Consider the following 20,046-nt stretch of genomic DNA (forward strand, 5'->3'; position numbering starts at 1 on the left):
CTCACTCTTACGGCAATAACCAAGCCGTCGCTTTGCTTCGCGCTAGCAAACTACTTAACGCTAGCGCTCCTAAACCACTCAACATCACCCACAACGGAATAACCCAAGCAGGGTGTCCTTGATACCAACCAAATGCTTTCATCGGCCATAGAAAAATAGGGTGAAGAATATAAATCCCCAAACTGTGTCGACTCACCAACGCAATGATATTGTGCGCTTTATCAGACAAATGTTCACTGACCGCCCTGCACAGCACAAACACCATACTCGCAGCCAAAATGACGTTAAATGTCTTATAAGAGAGCCAGCGACCAACCGTGTACTCACCATTTACTAAGCTGTTTTGTACCACCATCCAAACAGTAACGGCTAATGCAATCACGCCAAGTACCGAAACAATGCTTACCCAACGTTTCGTCATTGGCACTTTATTAAACAATACGTAACCAAATGGCAGGTAGCCACTATACAGCCACATTTGATGGCTCCAAGGGCCATCGATTCGCAACAAATAGAGCAAACTCGTCACTAGCCATATGGCAACAAACGCATAAATGGCTTCATCATTGCCACGCTTAACTAACCACTGAAAAAATGGGATAACAAAATAGAGCGGAATGAAGTAATAGAAAAAACCAAGATGATAGTAAGTAGCGTGATGTGGGCTATTAACGAGCACGTCGAACGCATGCTGGCTATCGAACCCATGTGCGCCCCAACCGGACAAATAAGCATAAAACAGTGACCAGACTAAGAAAGGAACCAATACCTTACCAAGCCGGCGCTTTACATAGTACCCAAGCTCAAAGTCACGCTTATCACTGAGCATCAATGCGCCTGTTATCAAGATAAATACTGGCACTGCCCAACGAGTAATACTATTGATGCCTACTGCCGTGAACCATTGATTAAAGGGAATCTGACCGAGCGCATCCCGATACGGTGCCAAAACATGAATGGCGATAACCGCCACCGCAGCGACACATCTAAGCAAATCAAAAAAGCGAATACGTTGAGCCATCAATACGTTAAACCTGAATCATCATGGTTTGACTATAGCAACAAAAAAGCCGACCAAACCATAACCACGTTACGTTTCAGTCAGCTTTTCGACAAGATAAAGCACCCTAGCGTGTTAATTCGCTGTCGCGGGTTCAATCTTAGGCAGTTTAAGAGAAATCAGTGTGGTTAGGGCTAAGAAAGCAAAAGAGACCCATAAACAAGCGGCGAGACCTGCCATTTGGAATACCCAGCCCGATAAAATGGTGCCGATCAAACGCCCCATTGCATTTGCCATGTAGTAGAAACCCACATCCAATGAGACCCCATCTCCTTTGGCGTAACTTACAATCAGGTAGGAATGCAGAGAAGAGTTCACCGCAAAAATAGCCCCGAACACCATTAAACCACCGATTATCACTAGCTCAGGTTGCCAGCCAATTTGCACCGCATAAGCAATGCCTGCCGTCACAATCGCTAAGCCGCCCGCCCACAATAATGCTGCGTGACCATCTGGTACTTTACCTTGTGATTTGCCGGTGATTTTAGGCGCGATACCTTGCACAAATCCGTAAGCGATCGTCCAAGCAGCAAGGAACCCACCAACCATAGAGTGATCCCAACCAAATACACTACCCAAGTAGATAGGCAGTGCAATCACAAACCACACATCACGCGCACCAAATAGGAACATGCGGGCCGCAGATAGAATATTGATAGATTCGGATTTCGAAAACAGTTGGCTGAACTTGGGTTTGGTTTTCGCCTTACCCATATCCGCTTCTAGACTCAGTACGCTGCCAACGAATACTAACGTTAGCACAGCAGCCATTGCCAGCACTGCATATTTGAAGCCAATCAACGTGAGCAATAAACCACCAACAAAGAAGCCTGCACCTTTCAGGGCGTTCTTAGAACCCGTAAGAATCGCAATCCATTTGTACAAAGCACCTTGCTGCTCATCGGGAACTAACGTTTTGATTGAGCTTTTCGCACTCATCTTATTCAAGTCTTTCGCGATACCAGATAAAGCTTGAGCCGCCATTACCCAAGGTATGGTTAACCACGCAGTAGGCACAGCAAGCATCGACAAGGCGATAATTTGCATTCCCAAACCAAGGTTCATGGTTTTGTTCAGGCCCAAACGCGCCCCTAACCAGCCTCCAATTAAGTTGGTTACAACGCCAAAAAACTCATAGAAAAGAAACAGTGAAGCAATTTCTAACGAACTGTAGCCAAGACCGTGGAAGTGCAACACCACCAGCATGCGCAATGCACCATCTGTAATCGTGAAGTTCCAGTAGTTGAATGTCACCAACATATATTGGCGAACGCTTTTGCTTAGGCTTGCGAACATAACCTCACACCCATGAAAAAGAAGAAAAGCGAAATTGAGAAGGGTTATAGAGCTTTTGGATCATGATGATCCAAAAGCTCTGTTAACTGTACGCAGTGAGTTACTGTGCAGCCACACCGGTAATGTAATCAACCTGCACAGGTTTGGTAAATGCGCCCGGACGAAGAGCTTGAACTTCTTGGATGATCTTATCCAAATCCCAGCCCTTCTCGAGTAACAGATGGGCCGCTAACAAACCTGTACGGCCAGAGCCACCCATGCAATGCATCGCGACTTTGCCTCCGTTATCGACAATCTTATGCAGCGCCTCAGTTGCAGCTTGCCACTTGGCAGCAAACGCTTCATCTGGCGCGCAATCGTCTTCAATCTCAATTTGGAACCACTGCATACCTAGCGCTTGGGTTTTCTTCCCCAGTGCCGCCACGTCTTTACTGGCCAGCTCTGCATCATCAAGAGCGGTCACGATCGCTTCTACACCTTGTGCTTTAAGCTGAGCTAATGAGGTTTCCAAATCCGCGTCTTTAGTACCCGGGCAAGGCGTTAACACTAACGCACCTGCAGTTAAATCAAGTTGCCATGTAGGGTGTGTATTTGAAACTGTCATAGTAATGATCCTTAAACTAAACCCACGGTACGTACGAGTTCCGCTGTACGTGTCGCGTAACCCATTTCGTTATCGTACCAAGCGTAAATCTTCACCATGCGCTTACCAACCAACATGGTTGACAGAGCATCAACGATGGTTGAGCGTTGGTCGCCTTTGTAATCGATAGACACAAGCGGACGCTCTTCAAAGCCTAGAATACCTTTCAGCTCATTCTCTGATGCTTCTTTTAGCAGTGCATTCACTTCTTCAGCCGTAGTGTCTTGCTTCACTTCAAAGATGATGTCAGTCAGAGAAGCATTGGCGAGTGGCACACGTACTGCGTGACCATTAATGCGATTTTCAAGCTCAGGGAAGATTTCAACTATCGCCTTAGCCGAACCTGTCGTTGTTGGGATTAAGCTCATACCACAAGCACGGGCACGACGTAGGTCTTTGTGCGGCGCATCTAGGATAGTTTGCGTGTTGGTGAGATCGTGAATAGTAGTAAATGATGCGTTCTCGATACCAAGCTTCTCGTTGATCACTTTCACTACTGGAGCAATACAGTTCGTCGTACAAGATGCCGCTGTCACGATTTTGTGTACTGCAGGGTCGAAGATGTTGTCGTTCACGCCCACCACGATGTTCGCGACGCCCTCTTCTTTTACTGGAGCAGAAACCACAACGCGCTTCACGCCTTGCTCTAGGTATTTATTTAGGAAAGACGTCTTACGATGCACACCTGTTGCTTCAATCACGACATCACAGCCAGACCAATCAATCGCATCGATATCGCGCTCTTGGGTTGTTTTAACGCGCTGGCCGTTGATGATCATCTCATTACCTTCAGCGGTTACTTCATGATGCCAACGCCCTTGAACTGAATCGAATTCAAGCAAATGTGCTAGCGTGGCTGTATCACCTGCAACATCGTTAATTTGTACAAACTCTAGCTCTTGCCAATCAAAAGCTGCGCGAAGTGCTAAACGGCCAATACGACCAAAACCATTGATACCTACTTTGACTGTCATGTTCTTTTCTCTCAGTTAACTGCCTTCATATTTGAAGCGGCAACTCCAACTATTTGGGCAATAAGTTTTAATGTATTTAAACGCAACATTGTGGGCGTGAAGTCATCGCTTCTAGGCGCTCAATGTCTTGTTGGTATTCAGTTTTCAAACAGTTCGATGCGATAAGATCATCAATCAGCTTTCGCATCCAACCTGGTAAATCTTGTGACAAGCGGTAAAACACCCACTGACCTTGTCGTACATCAGTCAAAATCCCGTGAGAGCGCAGCTGCGCTAAGTGACGAGAGATTTTTGGCTGACTTTCTTGCAATGCCTCTGTCAATTCACCAACACACAAACACTCTTGGCGCACGATCAGCATTAGGCAACGTACTCGCGTTTCATCAGACAATAATTTAAAAAACTGGTGAGGAAGCATACTTACATACTCATATATGGATATGCGCATATCTTTAATTAAAAATGAGCAGAGATCAAGCAACAAAGTTGATTGTCACAAAACTTTCATAAAAACGGAGGGAGTAACGAGTGTTGTTAAACGAATTATTTGATGCTGTAGACCGTTTGGCTCCAACGCTGAGCTTCGTTGATTTTCATCATCACATCATCCAGTGACAAATCCAGTAAATCACATTCAAGCTGCATACCGTGCCAATCTGCCCGCTCATAACACTCTTCAATTTTAAGCAAACTGCCATAAGGCCCCTGCCTTTCCAGTAAAGCTAATTTGATGGCCTGATTAAGAGGTAATTGCTCTACTATATGCTCGATAGAGAGATCGAACATCGCATCCAAAATGGAAAATAAGCCGATTAAGAACGCCTGCTCTTGATGGGGTTTAAACAACTCATCATGAGACATCAAGGAACAAAATTGCGCCCGCTGCAGTGAAAGGTTAAACAGCTCTTTGGGCTTTTTGGTTGAAACAAATGAAGCCACCGATAAAGACACAAACATCTTCAAACGATCTTGCCCCAAATAAACCAAAGCCTGACGGAAAGAGGAAATCGTCACTTCTAAGCGATCGGATAGTGTATTCACAAAGCGCAGCAGTTTGTATGAGAGCGTAACATCCCGCGATACGATGCCTTCAATTCGATGAAAATCGACTTCAGGCTGGCAAACCTCTCTGAATAGCTCCATCGCAATAATGTGCTCTGGGCTAATATAGCGTTCGCGAATCATCTCAGGTTTACTAAAGAAGTAGCCTTGGAAGAAATGAAAACCCGCTTCACGCGCTTGAACAAACTCGGCTTCACTTTCTACCCGCTCAGCAAGGTACTTGCGCTTACTGCCTTGGGCGATTCGTTGTTTGACGATGTCACAGGCTTTATCTAAGCCCATCGCCATGATGTCTATCTTTACGATGTGAACCAGAGGTAAGAAGCGCTCCCATTCGGGTTGATAAGCAAAATCATCAAGGGCAATCACATAACCTTGCTGCTTCAAATCGCGAATGGCTTGGAATAGCTCGTCTGTAGGTTGGCAGGTTTCAAGCACCTCAACGACTATTTTTTCTTTTGGCAGAGCAAAGGGAAGTCGCCTGACTAGGCTTTGGTAGGGAAAGTTAACAAAGCAGCGAGAATGAGCGATGGCCGGGTTGATGCCAACGCTCAAAAAGTTTTCGGCAATTAAACGATAAGTCGCGCGATTGGTTTCAACGTGTGCAGGATAGGCATTCTTTTCCCCATCACGAAACAGCAGCTCATAACCAAGAGTTTGCCGCCTCGAATTTAATATGGGTTGCCTTGCTACATACGTGTTTTTCATCTCACAACATTATCATGTTTATCAGTTATTTATGCCTTAGCCGTTGCTAATAATGCACCACAACCAACAAACATGGAACCAAACACCTTGTTAATTTTACCCATCACTTTCTCAGAACGGACAAAGCGTCCCATTTGTGATGCCAAAGTCGTGTAACCGAGCATAACAATTGCGTCAATCACCACAGTTGTCACACCCAAAACTAAAAACTGAATCAGTTGCGGCTGTTCTGGGTTGATGAATTGCGGGAACAATGCCACCAGAAAGACAATCGATTTAGGGTTTGTCAGGTTAATCAATACCGCACTTCTCATCAGTGACCAACCCGATAAGGCCTCGTGATTTTTCTGAGCGGTTAAGCTAGTGCGATCGCGCCATTTTTGAATACCAAGCCAAACAAGGTAAACCACACCCACCCATTTAATAATGGTGAATGCCATCGCTGATTTCGCGACTAATGCACCAATACCTGCACCAACTAAAATGATATGGAACGTCAGGCCAATTTGCAGACCAACCACAGCACCTAATGATTTTCGCGTACCGTAACTCAAACCATTACTGATTGAATTCACGGTACCAGACCCCGGCGCTAAACTAAAAACGATCGCAGTTACCACATAGGCGAACCAAACATGCAAATCCATCTTTATTTCCTCTCGACTAAACGCGTTTAGCCACACATAATTTACCCATGTTGTATCACTCTAGAAGAAGTTAGGATCACTAACCATGACTAATCCGAGCGCACACTCTATGCCTCCTTATACTCAAGAGTCAGAATTTGAGCAAGCAATCCAACACAATATTGCTGAGCTTTGGCAGCGCCGCAACGAAGGCTTCATCAAAACCAAAGACAAAAAAAAACTATTTTGGATTAGCCTAACTTCTTCACAGCACACTAAAGCAATTGTAGTCGTAAATGGCCGAATTGAATGTACGCACAAATACCAAGAGCTGTTCTACGATCTCTACCAACAAGGCTATGATGTTTATTCTTACGACCACCGCGGCCAAGGCCTATCAGATCGCCTAATAGAAGACCCTCAAATGGGTTATGTTGAAGAGTTTGCAGACTACATTGATGACATAGAACTGTTGGTAGAAAGCTTTAAACTTGACCACTATAAAAAACGTTATCTGCTTGGTCATTCGATGGGAGGTAATATTGTTACTCGCTATATTCAAACTCACCCAAACCATCCTTTTGATGCACTAGCAATCACTGCGCCTATGTTTGGGGTCAACATGGCTTGGTACCTTCGCCCCATAGCCTCTTTACTTGGGCAAGTGCTGACTGCAATCAACTCCAAGCCGACTTATGCACCAGGCCAAGCAGCGTATTACCCGAAACCGTTCACCGATAACCGACTCAGCCAGAGCTCCCTACGCTATCACTGGTTTAGAGATTTATACGAACAAATGCCAAAGCTGAAAATCGGCGGAGCTAGCACACGTTGGGTATGGCAAGGATTAATGGCGTCGAAGCAATGCATATTATTAACTCGCCAAATCAAAGTACCTTTACTGCTTTTGCAAGCTAGCGACGATCAAATCGTATCGAATTCGGATCAAATCCGCTTCATGAAAAAGCTCGCCAAAACCAACCATCAATGCGCGATGCAAATCATCCATGGTGCACGACATGAGTTACTGTTTGAACAGGACCAATATCGAAATCAAACGCTTGATACTACCCTCGCCTTTTTCGCCCAACATTAAACTGAGTGGTTTATAAAACAGGAAAAAGAGTGTTCGGTTTTTACCCTCTTTTTTATTCCCTGTTTCAAGTAGACTAATGCCCTACGCAATTGGACCTCATCCATTGCAGCTGTATCTTACACTGAGGGCATTATGACAACTTATAGCAAAGACACCCCTTTCCGTATCGTCGCATCTGATCTAGACGGTACTTTATTGGCTCCTAACCACCAGCTAAACGAGTTTTCTAAACAAACACTAAAAGAGCTGAACAACAAAGGTTTCACCTTCATCTTTGCTACAGGACGTCATCATGTTGATGTCGCTGGTATCCGAGAAATGGTAGGCATTCCGGCTTATATGATCACTTCGAATGGTGCGCGTGTACACGACCAGAAAGATCAACTGATGTATAGCAACAATGTTCCAGTTGAACTTGTGCAGCCCGTGATCGACACGATCCGACAAGATCCAAATGTGATGATTCATATGTACCGTGATGATGACTGGTTGCTCGATCGTGATGACGAAAAAATGCGTACATTCCACGAAGATTCAGGCTTCACATACAAGCGCTTCGAGGCAGATGACGCACCAAAAGAAGGCGTGGCGAAAATCTTCTTCATCCACACAGAGCAAGATCACGACTACTTAGTGCAATACGAAGAGCTACTGAATGAAAAGTTTGCAGGCCAATTGAATGTGTCTTTCTCTACACCTTGGTGTCTAGAGGTCATGGCCGCTGACGTCTCTAAAGGGGATGCGCTGAAAGTGGTGGCTGAATCCATGGGCTTAGCGTTAGAAAACTGCATCGCATTTGGTGACGGCATGAACGATGTGGAGATGCTTCAAGCCGCGGGTAAAGGCTTAGTCATGGGGACGTCCCACCAGCGTGTAAAAGATGCTTTACCAAACAATGAAGTGATTGGCAGCAATGAAGATGACGCGGTGGCGCACTACTTACGTGACCATCTCATCAAATAATTCGACATTAAGGCAGCCAGTGGCTGCCTTTTTTAGGTAACAAGCGTTACTGTCTCACCAATACTTCTTTGCTTAAAATCGCCTGCCACTCAGATTCAGACACTGGCATCACCGATAGGCGATTTCCCCTTTTGACTAGCGGCAAGTTAGCCAACTCGGGCATTGCCTTAAGCACCGTTAAAGGAATCAATCGCTGGGTTTTTCGCACAAACTCTATATCAACCATGAACCAACGTGGCTTTTCAGGGTCTGATTTAGCATCGTAATATTCACTATTCACATCGAAAGCAAAATGGTCGGGATAAGACTCTTTGGTGACTTTCGCAATACCCGCCACGCCAACATGCTTACACGATGAGTGGTAGATCAGTACCAAATCGCCCTCTTTCACGTCATCACGCAACATATTCCTTGCTTGATAATTGCGCACCCCTTCCCAACATGAAACGGTTTGTGTTCGAAGAGTGTCAATAGAAAAGGTGTCTGGTTCTGTTTTGAATAACCAATATGCCATAATGTCTCTCGATGAAAGTTTGATAAGGAAGATATAACATGAAGGCGTTAAGAAACCCAGTCGCACTGGCTAGCCTACTCGCTCTCCAAGCGTGTTCACTGTTAGATTTTGGCGCAGCAGAACCAGCCAATGAAGCACCGCAAATCGCACCAGCAGCACTTGATAACCCAAGCTCTATCAAGCCACAAACTTTCATCATGCGCGGCGAAGTCATCCTTGGCCATGAAGTGCAATCTATTCAGCCTTGTGGCAGTGGTCAGCAATACTGGCTACAAATGGATAATGATAAGTTCCAACAGGGCGTAAAGCTTGCTCATAGCCCTTATCAGCCAATGTATGGCGAAGTGATAGGCCATTTAGAAACCGTTGGCCAAGAAGGCTTTGAGGCCGATTACACCGCCCGCTTCGTGGTCGACAAAGTCAACATGCTCACCGCTGAGAACCCAAATCGCTGCAATCGTACCACTCAATCCACCAATGCTTTTGGTACTGAGCCATTTTGGTCAGCAGACTTTACTGCTGATCACATCGAATTTGCCGAGATGGGCGATGAGAAAACCAAACTAGAGATCATCTCATCACGCATCGATGCGCAGCGCCGTCGCTACGACCTTGAGCAAGGACAACTAGAGCTGTTATTACGCAGCTGCAATGACGGCATGAGCGATAGTCTCTATGGGTGGCAAGCTAAATTAAGCATCAATGACAACAACTACCAAGGCTGCGCCACACTAGCCAATGCTGATGCGACCCAAGATTGGATGGGCATCTATCACGCCGCCTCAACCCAAAACAGTGGCTTCAGTGTTACTTTGAAACTCATGCCCGACCATACCGCGACCACCACTTACAGCTATCAAAATGGCAGTGCTGATTCGGTCGAAAATGGTTACTGGCAGCAATTAAACCCTAATCAAGTACAAGTGGTGATGACTCACCATCAACAGCAGCCATTACTGTCTGAGCGTATTTTTACCCGTGATGGATTTGAACTTACGGCAGAAAAAGAGAAAGTCGGCACCATCATTTACCCAATAGCTGATGGTGGGCTGGTGCTGTTTAAAGCCAAAAAAGAGCTCGTACCAACAAAAGAGCAATCCATTTCATCCGACACGCCGATCAGCGAAGCAAAGAAGATCCCTTCATTGGCCACCTTTAATCCAAAGGTTGACCGAGCGCTTAGAGATTATTTTACGATGCACAAAACTGATCCCGCCAACACTCGCTACCGTTGGCTGACTTACGATCTCAATGGAGATGGCCAAGAAGAGTTGCTAACACAGCTGGACTGGTGTGGCTCCGGTGGTTGTACCTTACTAATTTTTGAAAATCATCAGCAGCAATGGCGTTTCAACAGCCGTATTACTCTCGTCAATACACCGCTAAACCTAGGAAACCAAACCCAGCACGGCTGGCGTGATTTGGTGTTCTTTGTCAGTGGTGGAGGCGCACAACCAAATCAACATATTCTGCAATACGATGGCGTGAGCTACCCGCTCAACCCAAGCGTGGCACCCGTAGCAGAATATAATCAGATCAGCCCAGTGCAACTGTTTAGTGACGGACTAACACCACATCAAGAAGGCCTTTCTCTTTAATGACTTCGAACATTCCATGCGCAGGCTGTGGTCTGCGTTTCCAATGTGTGTGTGACTCTATACCAAGTTTCAACATTGACGCGCATATCGCCTTATTAATGCATGAAAACGAACTTCGCCGTGACACCAATACCGGTCAATGGCTATTAAAAAGTATCCCTTCGACCAGTCAACATATATGGCAGCGCACTCAACCTTGTGAAAAGCTGCTGACAATGATTGCCGATGCGCGCTATCAAGTTTATTTACTGTTTCCAAACGAGAGCAGTATTCCACTCCCTCAGGCAACACAAGCCGCAGCTCACTCTGGCAAAACACCGTTGTTTATCGTGTTGGATGGAACATGGCAGGAAGCGAAGAAGATGCTCAACAAGAGCCCGTGGTTAAAAGCACTTGAGTGCGTTCATTTAGCCCCAACAGAAGAATCACAATATCAATTGCGCCGCAATCAACAGCAAGGTCATCTGTGCACATTAGAAGTGGGCAGCGCAATTGTTGAAGAGCTCGGCTACAGTGAAAATGCCCAACACCTTAGTCAGTTCTTTACGCATTATATGGCGGCCTTTAAAGCCGATAAGAGTGGTCACACCCTTTAGAAAATTACAGCAACAGTAAAGAGTCTAGCTGGTGGATTTCGACATCGGGCAACGTTCGAGCATGGCAGTGTTGTAATAGGTCAGTGCCTTGATCGTTAAACCAACACGCTTGAAATCCATTACGCTTAGCTCCGGCCACATCTGTGATCAAATGATCGCCCACGTGCAGTATTTGATGAGGTGGTAACGAGAGATGGCTGGCCGCCTTGTCGAACATATCTGCGTGCGGCTTAGCGTAGCCATCACGTCCCGATTTAAGCACGACATCAAAGTATCCATCGATTCCAATCCGTTGCAAATCGACATTGCCATTAGTAATTGCGACTAAAGGCATTTTGCTAGCAAGTTGCGCCATGACGGTATGAGTTTGTTTCGGCACTTCAAAATCACTACGCAGTTGCAATACAACCTCCATCAGATCAGCCGCCGCTTGCTTTGCTTGCTCTGGCGAATAACCCAATGTGATTAAGCCTTGTTCGGTGCTACGTTGCCGCCATAAGGCTAAATCATTCAATAGCCATGGATCTTGCTGAGCGGTTTCTCTCTTTACATCGAGCCACCACTGCTCTGAGCGCGTAACAGAAATAGGGTGATGTTGATGAAACAACTCAGTCACTTCGCGTGTTAACTGCTTAATCACCGGGCGGTTATCATACAAGGTGTCATCCAAATCAAAGCTCATCGCTTTGATAGGTTGTCGCTGACGGTAGAACTTCATCCTTTCTCCTTACTCGCTCTCATGCTAGAGGCTAGTCACTCGATTTCTTTTTCGCTCTTGGGTGCGCTTGGTCATACACTTGCGCTAAATGTTGAAAGTCCAGATGGGTATAGATTTGCGTAGTCGAAATATTTTCATGACCCAGCAGCTCTTGCACCGCTCGTAAGTTATTGCTTGATTCCAACATATGCGTGGCAAAAGAGTGACGTAATTTATGCGGGCTAATATGGCTGGCGACCGCCTGCTTTTGCCCCCATTCCGCCATGCGTTTTTGCACATTGCGATGTGAAATGCGTACACCTAACTTAGACACGAAAAGACCATTTTCATCAGCATTGGCGATCGTACTACGCACTTTCATCCATTTACCGACCCAGTCTTTTGCCATGCCTGCAAAGGGCACTTTACGTTCTTTATTGCCTTTACCGACCACACGTATTTCGCCACTGAACAAGCTGACATCTTTGACGTTGATACTGACCAATTCTGCCAAACGGAGACCTGCCCCGTACATTAACTCCATCATTGCTCGGTCACGAATGGCGAGCGGATCATCTTCATTCACCTCCAGCAGTTGACCTACTTCATCTACATCCAAGTTTTTGGGTAATGGACGCTTTTTACGCGGGGCAGACACGCCTTTGGCAGGATTCGCCGACATCTCGCCACGAAGAATAAGAAAGTCAAAAAAGCTACGTAACGAGGAGAGACGAGTGGCTAAACTGCTTGGCTTCATGCCGTCCCGCATACCTTTACTGGCTAACTGACGCACCCAAGCAGAGTCCACTTGCGACCACTCACGCAGCCCCATATTCAGAAGGTGCTGCGCCATGGTTTCTAACTGCTGTTTGTAGTTTCGCTGAGTATGAAGGCTTAGGCCTTTCTCACTGCGGAGGTATTCGTAGAATCGATCCAGTGGCTTTTGCAAGCCACTAGGCAGAGGTTGAACTGATTCGGTCATTGGACTCGGTATGCCATGGAAGTGTCGCAATTAAATGCGACAGAACTAACGCCAAATGTCGTAAGAACAAGGTATCCATATGTGGCTGGAAGTGACCACCATCGTCACTTGAAAATGCAATCAAACCTTGTGCTTTGCCTTTTAATAAAGGTAGCACAACGTAAGAGCCAAGCTCTGGAGAGCGGTTTAACTCACCAAACAACAGCTCTCGGTCAGCTTTGCGCATACGGCCCAAATAAGCCGGTTTACCATTGAGGTGATTGGTCGCAAAGCGTTGGTAATTTTCATAACTCAGCTGGTAGTAGCTCGAGTCAGCATCAAACAAACGAACATATGCTAGCAAACCTAGATGTTTTGCTTTTGCTTCGATGGCCTTAATTGCTTCAATCAGTGAATCGCAGGTTAAGATCTGCTCTTGCAGATCCATAAATTCGTGGAAAGTCTTGTCATTGTTGGCCGCAAGCGACATTAGAGTGGTGATCTCTTCTTCCAACTCTTCAATACGCTGTCGCTGACGGTTTAACTGCACGTGAACTAACGAGACCGCCCCTTGCTCTTGGTTAGGCAAAGCAAGGCGGTCAACCAGCTCACGACGCTGACTAAAAAAATCTGGGTTATCGCGCAGATACTCTGCTACTACTTCTGCAGTTAATGCATCTGCTTCAATGTGAGACACAAGTGTTCCTTTTCTAACAAGTAATTTGACCGTCAAAGACATGTGTTGCGGGGCCTGTCATATACAGCGGTTTGCCTTCTCCCTTCCAACGAATATGCAAAGTGCCACCCGGTAAGTGAACACTGACACTTTCATCTAAAAGGCCTTGAACAATACCGACGGCAACGGCACCACATGCACCACTGCCACACGCTTGAGTTTCACCAGCACCACGTTCATACACGCGAAGGTTTACTTCATCACGACTTAGCACTTGCATAAAACCAGCATTAACGCGCTCAGGGAAGCGCTCATGGGATTCAAGCAAGGGGCCTAAATTGTCGACATCTGCTGTGGCAACGTCGTCGACCACGGTCACAACATGAGGATTGCCCATGCTAACTGCACCACAGAACAGAGTTTTATCTTCAGCGCGCAGAATATAGGTCTTCTCAGTTTGTTTCGCCTTAAATGGAATCTTACTTGGCTCAAACTCAGGTACGCCCATGTTGACGGTCACTTGGTCGTCTTCTTCAATGCTGAGCACCATTTTACCTTTCTTGGTACTCACGCTAACGCTGTACTTGTTGGTCAGCCCTTTCATTCGGACAAAACGAGCAAAACAACGGGCACCATTGCCACACTGCTCTACTTCACTGCCGTCTGCATTGAAAATACGATAGTGAAAATCCGTTTCCGGATCATAAGGCGCTTCGACCACCAATAACTGATCAAAGCCAACCCCTGTATGTCGATCCGCCAAGCGGCGAATCAACTCAGGCGAGAAAAAAATGTTCTGGGTAATGCAATCAACAACCATGAAGTCATTACCCAAACCATGCATTTTAGAAAAGTGGAAATGCATATATTGCCTATTACTCTGGTAATACGCTCTCTAGCTCCCAAAGGCTAGAAAGTGTTTCGCGTTGTCGAACAAGGTGCGCCTGATTGCCATCAACAATCACTTCAGCCGCACGAGTACGCGTATTGTAGTTAGATGCCATAACAAAACCATACGCGCCTGCTGAGCGCACAGCCAGTAGATCATTGGCTTCAAGTACCAACGAGCGATCTTTACCTAAGAAATCACTGGTTTCACAAATCGCGCCAACCACATCGTAAGTTTTCGCTTCACCTTGACGCGGAGCGACTGGGACGATGTCTTGCCAAGCTTGGTATAGCGCCGGGCGCATCAAGTCATTCATTGCCGCATCAATAATGGCGAAGTTTTTGTGTTCAGTATGCTTAAGGAACTCAACTTTCGTTAGCAGGACGCCTGCATTTGCAGAGATAGAACGACCCGGCTCAAACACCAACTCAAGATCTCGGTGATTGTCTAATCGACCAAGCAGCGCTTTTGCGTATTCAGAGGGTTGAGGTGGTAACTCATCACGATAAACCACGCCAAGACCACCACCCACATCTAGATGGCGAATATGAATGCCTTGAGCTTTCAAGTCATCAATCAGAGCCAATAAACGGTCGGTCGCATCAATAAACGGATCAATTTCCGTCAGCTGAGAGCCAATATGACAATCAATGCCGTGAATTTCTAAGTGTTCTAACTCACTAGCAAATTGGTAGACAGCTGGAGCACGGTCAAAGGCAATGCCAAATTTGTTATCACGTAAACCGGTAGAAATATAAGGGTGAGTATGGGCATCCACATCTGGGTTAATACGCAGAGAGATCGGCGCTTTTACGCCTAACTCGCCAGCCACTTTGTTCAAGCGCTCCAACTCAGGTTCGGATTCAACATTAAAACACTTAATGCCTAACTCCAGTGCACGCTTCATTTCTGCTTCGGTTTTACCTAAGCCAGAAAAAACCACTTTACTCGGATCACCACCAGCGGCAATCACGCGCTCTAATTCACCACCAGAGACAATATCAAAGCCAGAACCTAAACGAGCTAACGTGTTTAGTACACCAATGTTTGAGTTAGCTTTAACCGCAAAACAAACCAGATGAGGATGTTCACCCACTGATTTATCAAAGGCGTGCCAGTGGCGCTCTAAAGTCGCGCGAGAATAGACGTAAAGCGGTGTTCCGTATTGCTCTGCTAGGTCAGAAAGAGGAACATCTTCGGCCCAAAGTTGGCCATCATCCTGATAATTGAAGTAATCCAAAGTGCTTTCCCTTAATTTTTTAGTTATTTACTAATCCAGTATCCGTGACCAGATTTAAGTTTACTGAGTTTGCTCGTTTTGTTGGCTGTCATCAGGCATATAAAGTGGGCCCGTTTGACCGCAGCCAGCCAAACCTAAAACCGAGAGTAGAAACAGAGCTATGATTGATTTTTTCATTGGTCTTATCGTGATTATTCTTTCAATGCCCCCTATAATCGCACCACACTCAAGAAAAGCAATAGGATAGATAGGATGAACGAGACAGAATTTCATCAACTTGCGGATGAGCAAATGCAAATCATCGAAGAAGCAATTGATGATTCAGGCGCAGATATCGATTACGAGACCTCAGGTAACGTGATGACGCTTGAGTTTGATGACCGCAGTCAGATCATCATTAACCGCCAAGAGCCAATGAAAGAAATTTGGTTAGCATCTCGTTCTGGTGGCTTCCACTTTGCTTTTGTTGACCAACAGTGGATTTGCTCTAAAACCGGTATGGAACTTTTCGCAATGGTAAAACAAGAGTGTGAAAAGCACGCTGGCGAAAGTATCGACTGGGTATAACCCTACTTAAGAGACAATAAAAAAGAGCATGCCAAGGCATGCTCTTTTTTTGATTCAAAATATTACGCGTTAACCGCGCGATTTGGCTTTGCATAGGAAGCGCCATCATTGCGATAAGGCACAATATAAGGGTCTTCATCCTCGTTGTGTACGATTTGGTAGTACTGAGGTAAGTTAAAGTTAATAAACTTCGACGCTACGTTGTTTTCATCTTTCGCAGACGTATAGAAACTATTTACGCTGGCGATCATCTCATCTTTTTCGCCATTAAACTGATGATAAACCTCGACGCGGTTTGACTCATCCAATACGTAAATATTGAACCCTTGCTCGGTATCTTCAAAAAAGAACTGCACAAGACCTTCACTGGCGAAACTGTCTACGATTTCTGGTAACTGATAATCTTGCTCTTTATCGAGCATCAATAGCGGTGAACCTTTCAGCTTATTGGTCGAAATACTACGGTAGAAATCAACCGAGTTTTCCAGCATTTGCACCGATACACCACGACGCTCAAAGAACAAGCCATACATCTGCTGAGCAATGCGTAACGCTTTAAAACGACGACGTTTTTCTTGCTCGACCGGCTTCAAACGTAAATCGATACATTCCGCCAGAAGCTGATACACCATGTTACGCATCACACCACGTAGGTTTTTGCTGTAACAGAACACATCTACCGACTCTGGTGGCAACGCATCTTGGTGCATTTTGCCTAGTACGGTTTTCAGTGCATCAAGCATCGCCGTTTCACCTTGGAAATGCAGAGTACGCACTTCATGCCAAGAGTTGCGATAAACCAAATCCACACTGCCCACTAAACATTTCTGCTCAGGGCCGTAGCTAAAGATGTCGATATTCTTCAAATCCACTTTAAGAGACTTAGCAGCCAACTCAGATGTTGGGTCATTCTCAAAGTTGATGAACATGGCTAATTGGCTAATCTCACACGGGCTAGCCAGCGCTTGCATGGTTGGTCGGCGTTTACGTAACGAGAAAGTGTTACGCAAGTCACTCACCATTTGATAGAACTTATCGATATCGATATGTGCATCTCGAACGATAGAGTGCAAACGCGTTGATTCGGTAATCAAGCCATTAAAAAACGCCCAAGCCACCAGCTTGCTAAGGTATTCGTTGTGCTCTAAATGAGGCTGACCAATAATGCGATGCGGTTGTAACGGCTGCTTGTACAAGTACCAACCCGGTAGGTTAGTTCGCCCCGGACGCACCTCAATAAAGGTTAAATCAGGCTCGTGTAAGTCTGGCGAAATTTGCGGGTTAAGTAAGGTTACCTTGCTAGGTAGCACCTCAAAGGCCGCATATAGCTTACGTGCCAATACACTGATGTCTTGCGGGCTAATCGCAGACGTAATGTCATTGCGGCGCGCAAACTGAATTAAGTTACGGTAGCTCAGCATCAAAGCATCAAGCAATGAGTGATGCACCACCTTAACTTGCTCAACTTTCCAGTTTCGACGGTCGTCGAGTTCTACCAGAACAGATTCGTCCCAGTTCCACTTCTTAACCATGTCAGTTATGGCTTCACGACGCCAAGCTTGCGAGTTTACACCCGGTTCACGAGACAGTTTTTCGTGCGTTTTAAGATAGAAACAACGACGTACTAAATCCAAGCGAGTTTCATCACCGATACGCTCAAGGTAACGGGTCACTTTCTCTAGCATCAGATAATAAGTATCCATGCCATAGAGATCTGGCTCATCGGCAAAGAAGCGACGTTTAGTATCTAAACTCAGTAATTGTGTATGAGGGTATTCCCACGAATACGCTTCGAGCAAAATCGCTTTCAGAACAGACTTATAAGGCGAGTCGATACTCTTATACAATTGCCACAAATTTGAGCCAAAGTATTCTTCAGCAGGAATTCGATGCAATTGGCCAAAGTCGATCCACTGGCTGCAATCAATGATGCCTTTGCCACATAAATCGCGAACGTATTCGTCGTAACACTCTTCCATTTCTGGAGGAACAATCTGCCACAACAGTCTCTGACCCGCTAAGCGCACGGCACTGCGATAAAACTCATCAAGCAACAATAAGTGTTGTGAAGATCCACAGTTATCGCCGGTCATCTCTTCTGAACGATTCGTCTTGAAGCGGTCCTCGTCCATAATAAAGAAGTTAGCTTCAACGCCTTGGCTTTGCGCCCAATCGGTAATCAGCAAACATTTATTATTCAGCGCTTCGCGCTCATCCCCTGCCATCAACGGAGAGACACATACCCAAATATCCAAGTCACTGGATGTGCTTTGGCCAATTGAGGAAGTACTGCCCATTGTATAAAGCGCCAAGATAGCCGGCGATTCATTAGTAGAGAGAGATTGACCTATCGTCAGTTCAGTATCTTCAACAAACTGCTTCTGAGGCTCATTTAACTCAAAGCCATGAATACCATAAGGTACTTGTGAGTCATAAAAGCCAGGGATTACGGGATGATTGAAGTGAAGAAGAGTCGGAATAAGATGGAAGACTCGCTGAGCTTGCAAATCCATAAGCGCCAGCGCGCGATCAGTTCGCTGCTGGTTTAAGTTATCTAGTCTTTGGATTAACTTCTCAGTGTAAGCCTGCAAGGTGAGTCCTTGGTTGAGTCCTATTAGGTATTGTGACTATATTTTGTTCTAAAGAGCCAACAAAACGTGATCAATCTATCATTTTTATTTGAATTGGTAAAGAATTGTACGATCGATTCTACATTGTTCCGTTGGTCATATTTCGCCATTTACCCGTTACATAGTTTGGTATGTATCTGCTTTTTCTAATAATGACCTGGTTTATAAACGAGAGTTTCATCACACTATTTTGCTGATAATGTACTACGCCGAACGTGAATTTTATCCAACTTCATCTAGCAGTAAATTTTTTCGCCGTTGAGTGTTAGGATTAGTAAAAATCAAACCCTTAAAACTGCAGGCAAATATGACTCAATCATCACCAATTCGCATTGCTACTCGAAAAAGCCCTCTTGCTCTTTGGCAAGCTTACTTTGTTAAAGATGCCTTGCAAGCCGCTCATCCCGGTTTAGACGTTGAGCTTGTCACTATGGTAACCAAAGGCGACATCATTTTGGATACTCCATTGGCTAAAGTCGGCGGTAAAGGCCTATTCGTCAAAGAGCTGGAAGTGGCCATGCTTGAAGGTCGTGCCGATCTTGCAGTGCACTCAATGAAAGATGTGCCAGTCGATTTCCCAGAAGGTCTTGGCCTAGTGACGATTTGTGAACGCGAGGACCCGCGTGATGCTTTTGTGTCGAATACTTATGCCAATATTGACGAGTTACCGCAAGGTGCGGTTGTGGGTACGTGTAGCCTACGTCGCCAATGCCAAATTAAAGAATACCGCCCAGACTTAGTCATCAAAGAGCTGCGTGGCAACGTGGGCACGCGACTAGGCAAACTGGACGCGGGAGAGTACGACGCAATCATCCTAGCTGCGGCAGGGCTAAAACGCCTTGAGCTTGAAGATAGAATTCGCAGTTTCATTGAGCCAGAGCAGTCGCTACCAGCTGTAGGCCAAGGCGCTGTAGGTATTGAATGTCGTCTAGATGATGAACGTCTACACAAACTGCTTGAACCACTAAACCACGCGGATACCGCAGATCGAGTCAAGTGTGAGCGCGCAATGAACTTAACGCTAGAGGGCGGCTGCCAAGTACCTATCGGCAGTTACTCATTACTCGACGGTGACAATATTTGGCTACGTGCGCTTGTTGGAGAGCCTGACGGTTCCAAAATTGTTCGCGGTGAAATCCGTGGCCCACGCGCTCAAGCAGAAGCCCTAGGCATTGAACTTGCCAACCAACTGCTCGATGATGGTGCTCGTGAAATCCTCACCAAACTCTACGCAGATCAAGAGTAATCTC

Annotated in this window: 21 protein-coding genes; 6 read left to right on the forward strand and 15 right to left on the reverse strand. The window is 45.8% G+C overall.

The window, feature by feature from the left end; all coding sequences use genetic code 11:
* Positions 1-7: 7 nt before the first annotated feature.
* The 7 genes from OH461_RS18170 to rhtB form a co-directional block, all read right to left on the reverse strand.
* Positions 8-1,021 (reverse strand): acyltransferase, encoded by a 1,014-nt coding sequence (locus OH461_RS18170; protein ID WP_270021966.1) that lies wholly within the window; start codon positions 1,019-1,021, stop codon positions 8-10.
* A gap of 114 nt (positions 1,022-1,135) precedes the next feature.
* Positions 1,136-2,356: an organoarsenical effux MFS transporter ArsJ gene (gene arsJ, locus OH461_RS18175; RefSeq protein ID WP_270021967.1), complete on the reverse strand. Its 1,221-nt coding sequence runs from the start codon at positions 2,354-2,356 to the stop codon at positions 1,136-1,138.
* Positions 2,357-2,456: 100 nt separating this feature from the next.
* Positions 2,457-2,966 (reverse strand): cyclin-dependent kinase inhibitor 3 family protein, encoded by a 510-nt coding sequence (locus OH461_RS18180; RefSeq protein ID WP_270021993.1) that lies wholly within the window; start codon positions 2,964-2,966, stop codon positions 2,457-2,459.
* Between the two features lie 5 nt (positions 2,967-2,971).
* Positions 2,972-3,973, reverse strand: a complete 1,002-nt coding sequence (locus tag OH461_RS18185) for an ArsJ-associated glyceraldehyde-3-phosphate dehydrogenase (RefSeq protein WP_270021968.1) — start codon at positions 3,971-3,973, stop codon at positions 2,972-2,974.
* A 76-nt stretch (positions 3,974-4,049) separates the two neighbouring features.
* On the reverse strand, positions 4,050-4,391 hold the full coding sequence (locus OH461_RS18190) for a metalloregulator ArsR/SmtB family transcription factor (RefSeq protein WP_270021969.1): 342 nt from the start codon (positions 4,389-4,391) through the stop codon (positions 4,050-4,052).
* 125 nt (positions 4,392-4,516) lie between these two features.
* On the reverse strand, positions 4,517-5,743 hold the full coding sequence (locus OH461_RS18195; RefSeq protein WP_270021970.1) for an EAL and HDOD domain-containing protein: 1,227 nt from the start codon (positions 5,741-5,743) through the stop codon (positions 4,517-4,519).
* 29 nt (positions 5,744-5,772) lie between these two features.
* On the reverse strand, positions 5,773-6,390 hold the full coding sequence (gene rhtB / locus OH461_RS18200) for a homoserine/homoserine lactone efflux protein (protein ID WP_270021971.1): 618 nt from the start codon (positions 6,388-6,390) through the stop codon (positions 5,773-5,775).
* 85 nt (positions 6,391-6,475) lie between these two features.
* On the opposite strand from rhtB, the gene OH461_RS18205 reads away from it, so the two are divergent.
* Together OH461_RS18205 and OH461_RS18210 are read left to right on the forward strand one after the other, a co-directional pair.
* On the forward strand, positions 6,476-7,465 hold the full coding sequence (locus OH461_RS18205; protein ID WP_270021972.1) for an alpha/beta fold hydrolase: 990 nt from the start codon (positions 6,476-6,478) through the stop codon (positions 7,463-7,465).
* Positions 7,466-7,597: 132 nt separating this feature from the next.
* Positions 7,598-8,428 carry a Cof-type HAD-IIB family hydrolase gene (locus OH461_RS18210; RefSeq protein WP_270021973.1) on the forward strand — a complete coding sequence of 277 codons (831 nt, stop codon included), beginning with the start codon at positions 7,598-7,600 and terminating at the stop codon, positions 8,426-8,428.
* Positions 8,429-8,474: 46 nt separating this feature from the next.
* Here OH461_RS18210 and OH461_RS18215 read toward each other — a convergent pair whose 3' ends face one another.
* Positions 8,475-8,942: an EVE domain-containing protein gene (locus OH461_RS18215; RefSeq protein WP_270021974.1), complete on the reverse strand. Its 468-nt coding sequence runs from the start codon at positions 8,940-8,942 to the stop codon at positions 8,475-8,477.
* Positions 8,943-8,980: 38 nt separating this feature from the next.
* On the opposite strand from OH461_RS18215, the gene OH461_RS18220 reads away from it, so the two are divergent.
* Both OH461_RS18220 and OH461_RS18225 read left to right on the forward strand, forming a co-directional pair.
* Entirely contained in the window at positions 8,981-10,540 is a 1,560-nt protein-coding gene (locus OH461_RS18220; RefSeq protein WP_270021975.1) for a COG3650 family protein, read from the forward strand.
* Positions 10,540-11,136: a tRNA-uridine aminocarboxypropyltransferase gene (locus OH461_RS18225; protein WP_270021976.1), complete on the forward strand. Its 597-nt coding sequence runs from the start codon at positions 10,540-10,542 to the stop codon at positions 11,134-11,136. The genes OH461_RS18220 and OH461_RS18225 overlap by 1 nt, the downstream gene beginning before the upstream one ends.
* Positions 11,137-11,140: 4 nt before the next feature.
* Here OH461_RS18225 and yigB read toward each other — a convergent pair whose 3' ends face one another.
* Genes yigB through lptM form a run of 6 tightly spaced genes read right to left on the reverse strand, consistent with a single transcriptional unit; the run spans position 11,141 to position 15,776 of the window.
* Complete coding sequence (gene yigB, locus OH461_RS18230; RefSeq protein WP_270021977.1) at positions 11,141-11,854, reverse strand: 5-amino-6-(5-phospho-D-ribitylamino)uracil phosphatase YigB; 714 nt, start codon at positions 11,852-11,854, stop codon at positions 11,141-11,143.
* 31 nt (positions 11,855-11,885) lie between these two features.
* Positions 11,886-12,815, reverse strand: coding sequence for a tyrosine recombinase XerC (gene xerC / locus OH461_RS18235; RefSeq protein ID WP_270021978.1), 930 nt, complete (start codon positions 12,813-12,815; stop codon positions 11,886-11,888).
* Complete coding sequence (locus OH461_RS18240) at positions 12,787-13,491, reverse strand: DUF484 family protein (RefSeq protein WP_270021979.1); 705 nt, start codon at positions 13,489-13,491, stop codon at positions 12,787-12,789. Before OH461_RS18240 ends, xerC begins: the two co-directional genes overlap by 29 nt.
* 13 nt (positions 13,492-13,504) lie before the next feature.
* Positions 13,505-14,335, reverse strand: coding sequence for a diaminopimelate epimerase (gene dapF, locus OH461_RS18245; protein WP_270021980.1), 831 nt, complete (start codon positions 14,333-14,335; stop codon positions 13,505-13,507).
* A gap of 10 nt (positions 14,336-14,345) precedes the next feature.
* Positions 14,346-15,599, reverse strand: a complete 1,254-nt coding sequence (gene lysA / locus OH461_RS18250) for a diaminopimelate decarboxylase (protein WP_270021981.1) — start codon at positions 15,597-15,599, stop codon at positions 14,346-14,348.
* A gap of 60 nt (positions 15,600-15,659) precedes the next feature.
* Complete coding sequence (gene lptM, locus OH461_RS20140) at positions 15,660-15,776, reverse strand: LPS translocon maturation chaperone LptM (protein ID WP_443088479.1); 117 nt, start codon at positions 15,774-15,776, stop codon at positions 15,660-15,662.
* A 75-nt stretch (positions 15,777-15,851) separates the two neighbouring features.
* Here lptM and cyaY point away from each other — a divergent pair, with 75 nt between their 5' ends.
* Positions 15,852-16,166: an iron donor protein CyaY gene (gene cyaY, locus OH461_RS18260; protein WP_270021984.1), complete on the forward strand. Its 315-nt coding sequence runs from the start codon at positions 15,852-15,854 to the stop codon at positions 16,164-16,166.
* Between the two features lie 62 nt (positions 16,167-16,228).
* Here cyaY and OH461_RS18265 read toward each other — a convergent pair whose 3' ends face one another.
* Complete coding sequence (locus OH461_RS18265) at positions 16,229-18,757, reverse strand: class I adenylate cyclase (protein ID WP_270021985.1); 2,529 nt, start codon at positions 18,755-18,757, stop codon at positions 16,229-16,231.
* A gap of 346 nt (positions 18,758-19,103) precedes the next feature.
* On the opposite strand from OH461_RS18265, the gene hemC reads away from it, so the two are divergent.
* On the forward strand, positions 19,104-20,042 hold the full coding sequence (gene hemC, locus OH461_RS18270) for a hydroxymethylbilane synthase (RefSeq protein ID WP_270021986.1): 939 nt from the start codon (positions 19,104-19,106) through the stop codon (positions 20,040-20,042).
* Positions 20,043-20,046: the final 4 nt, after the last annotated feature.

This window comes from Vibrio sp. LaRot3 (assembly GCF_027587025.1).
Taxonomy (GTDB): Bacteria; Pseudomonadota; Gammaproteobacteria; order Enterobacterales; family Vibrionaceae; genus Vibrio.

Bases quoted from the DNA above. Each gene is read 5' to 3' on its own strand.
- cyaY (WP_270021984.1), top strand. From the start codon at position 15,852: ATGAACGAGACAGAATTTCATCAACTTGCGGATGAGCAAATGCAAATC.
- OH461_RS18190 (WP_270021969.1), bottom strand. From the start codon at position 4,391: ATGCTTCCTCACCAGTTTTTTAAATTATTGTCTGATGAAACGCGAGTA.
- yigB (WP_270021977.1), bottom strand. From the start codon at position 11,854: ATGAAGTTCTACCGTCAGCGACAACCTATCAAAGCGATGAGCTTTGAT.
- lptM (WP_443088479.1), bottom strand. From the start codon at position 15,776: ATGAAAAAATCAATCATAGCTCTGTTTCTACTCTCGGTTTTAGGTTTG.
- arsJ (WP_270021967.1), bottom strand. From the start codon at position 2,356: ATGTTCGCAAGCCTAAGCAAAAGCGTTCGCCAATATATGTTGGTGACA.
- OH461_RS18220 (WP_270021975.1), top strand. From the start codon at position 8,981: ATGAAGGCGTTAAGAAACCCAGTCGCACTGGCTAGCCTACTCGCTCTC.
- OH461_RS18185 (WP_270021968.1), bottom strand. From the start codon at position 3,973: ATGACAGTCAAAGTAGGTATCAATGGTTTTGGTCGTATTGGCCGTTTA.
- xerC (WP_270021978.1), bottom strand. From the start codon at position 12,815: ATGACCGAATCAGTTCAACCTCTGCCTAGTGGCTTGCAAAAGCCACTG.
- dapF (WP_270021980.1), bottom strand. From the start codon at position 14,335: ATGCATTTCCACTTTTCTAAAATGCATGGTTTGGGTAATGACTTCATG.
- OH461_RS18210 (WP_270021973.1), top strand. From the start codon at position 7,598: ATGACAACTTATAGCAAAGACACCCCTTTCCGTATCGTCGCATCTGAT.
- rhtB (WP_270021971.1), bottom strand. From the start codon at position 6,390: ATGGATTTGCATGTTTGGTTCGCCTATGTGGTAACTGCGATCGTTTTT.
- hemC (WP_270021986.1), top strand. From the start codon at position 19,104: ATGACTCAATCATCACCAATTCGCATTGCTACTCGAAAAAGCCCTCTT.
- OH461_RS18205 (WP_270021972.1), top strand. From the start codon at position 6,476: ATGACTAATCCGAGCGCACACTCTATGCCTCCTTATACTCAAGAGTCA.
- OH461_RS18170 (WP_270021966.1), bottom strand. From the start codon at position 1,021: ATGGCTCAACGTATTCGCTTTTTTGATTTGCTTAGATGTGTCGCTGCG.
- OH461_RS18225 (WP_270021976.1), top strand. From the start codon at position 10,540: ATGACTTCGAACATTCCATGCGCAGGCTGTGGTCTGCGTTTCCAATGT.
- OH461_RS18215 (WP_270021974.1), bottom strand. From the start codon at position 8,942: ATGGCATATTGGTTATTCAAAACAGAACCAGACACCTTTTCTATTGAC.
- OH461_RS18195 (WP_270021970.1), bottom strand. From the start codon at position 5,743: ATGAAAAACACGTATGTAGCAAGGCAACCCATATTAAATTCGAGGCGG.